Here is a 1,851-nt window from a genome sequence, read left to right as displayed (position 1 = left end):
CAGATATTACTACGGCTCAATACTTTGCATTTGTGGCTGGTTCATGCATTTGTTGTGCTTACTTTATGCTTCTCTGGTTCTCATTCTTGTTGTCTAGCTTCCCATTCCTCAAGCATGATACCCATGTTTACCTGATCCGCGTAGTCCCCGTCTATCCATATTACTTTTCTAGGTCGACCCTCTTCCACGAAACCGCAAGCCTTGAAACAATTTATTGCTCTTATGTTCTTTGAGTTTGTTCCCAGGTCGATCCGCCTTGAACCAAGGTAATGGAAGCCATAGTGAAGAAGCATTTCCACAGCCTCTCTGCCATAGCCCTTTCCCCAGTATTCCCGGTCACCGATTCCAATCCCAAGCCTGCGAACACCAGGATACACCAAATACAGTCCACAAAACCCAATGTATTTTCCATCCGCTTCGATAGCGAAGCATTCATTTTCACTGTTTTTCTGCACCATTCCCTCATAGATATTTTCAGCTCTTTCATGTGGGAGTACATGTGGCAAGATGCCATCTAAAACATGGTTTTCTATTTCCTGATTGAACTCGTGCATCCTCTCGATATCTTCTCTCTTTAGCGCACGAAGTAGGACATTTTCACCCTTGAGCATTGATTTCCTCTTTCGTTGTTCTGTTCTTTCTCCGTCATTGCACAACAATCAGCATAACCAGCGCCGTTAAGCTCTGCCTTATTCACTTACAGGTGCCTGGTTCATGCTGTGGTTATGCATTTGTTGCACTAAGAATACACCAATCCAGACAAGTGTCGTATGCTGGTAATGGGTCCACTTTAGCCCCTTCTAGTACAATACCCGTAGGTGAAGCATTTGTCTTTATACTGCAGAGGTTCTTTACCTCAATTGTCCAATTGGCGATGCTATAATGCATAAGCAGTCTGTTACGATATAACATTTCCGTTAAGCCACCCTCTTTGATTACTGCACCGTTTTCCAGATCATCTTCGGGGTAAAAGCAAGAAACTGCAATGAACTTGCCATTAACAATTCTATAAAGTTCCTCGAGTAGGTTTCCAGGATCCTGGATATTAGGAAGGCCAAGGAAAGTAGTAAGCAAGGAAATGGAGTTGGCGGTAAAAGGAGTCTGACGAGCATCGAAGGCCAGCAAGCTAACTCGATCATATAGACCCTGCTCAATTAGCCATTTTCGTTTCCTCACTAATACAGTGGGACTGAAATCTGTCACAACAATCAAATTAGGCAGATCCTTAAGCATTCTTCTGACTAGTGCACACTCTCCTGAAGCGAGATCGACAATGGGGCTATCGGATTGAGAAACTTCATTGATTAAATAGTCCATTTGGCTGTCCATACATCTGGTTGTATCCGCCGAATACATCGCCTTCCGGGAAATGGAATAAGCAGCATTTGCTGCTTCGATATCGCCGCGAGTTTTATGTACGTCACCTCTGTAATGTTGATCAACAGGTCCGAGCGTATCGAGAGGCACATCCATGAGTCTTTCTTCAAGTCCCGGGTGCTGTTTCAAGTACTGTTCCAACCTGTCTACCTGTTCCCAAAGATCATTTCGCTTTAAATCCGTAGTCAGGAATACTCCTATTCCATCTTGAATTGAATAGGAACCGGAACAACGCTGGCATAGAACCTGAGCTGTCTCAATTCTGTCAGTAGTCTGCTCTGTGATATTCCAGTCTAGTTTGCCGTGGCATTTAGGACATTCCAAGATTTCTACTAGATACTTCTGCATGTGTACTCCTTTGAATCGTTAGTGCATAACGTTTGCATAACCAGCACAGATATTACTTTGGTTCAAGGCTATGCATTTGTGGCTGGTTCATGCATTTGTTGACGGAACTATTTCCGCCCTGTAATC

At 43.8% G+C, this 1,851-nt stretch carries 2 protein-coding genes; both read right to left on the bottom strand.

The window, feature by feature from the left end; all coding sequences use genetic code 11:
- Positions 1–80 precede the first annotated feature (80 nt).
- Positions 81–611, bottom strand: a complete 531-nt coding sequence (locus tag K8S15_03225; protein MCD4775045.1) for a GNAT family N-acetyltransferase — start codon at positions 609–611, stop codon at positions 81–83.
- 112 nt (positions 612–723) lie between these two features.
- Positions 724–1,725 (bottom strand): methyltransferase domain-containing protein, encoded by a 1,002-nt coding sequence (locus tag K8S15_03220; GenBank protein MCD4775044.1) that lies wholly within the window; start codon positions 1,723–1,725, stop codon positions 724–726.
- Positions 1,726–1,851: the final 126 nt, after the last annotated feature.

The sequence above is a fragment of the Candidatus Aegiribacteria sp. genome, assembly GCA_021108005.1.
Taxonomy (GTDB): domain Bacteria; phylum Fermentibacterota; class Fermentibacteria; order Fermentibacterales; family JCC-6; genus Aegiribacteria.
This window is presented reverse-complemented; position numbering and strand designations above follow the sequence as displayed.

Excerpts from the sequence above, each read along its gene's own strand:
- K8S15_03225 (MCD4775045.1), bottom strand. The coding sequence starts at position 611 with ATGCTCAAGGGTGAAAATGTCCTACTTCGTGCGCTAAAGAGAGAAGAT.
- K8S15_03220 (MCD4775044.1), bottom strand. The coding sequence starts at position 1,725 with ATGCAGAAGTATCTAGTAGAAATCTTGGAATGTCCTAAATGCCACGGC.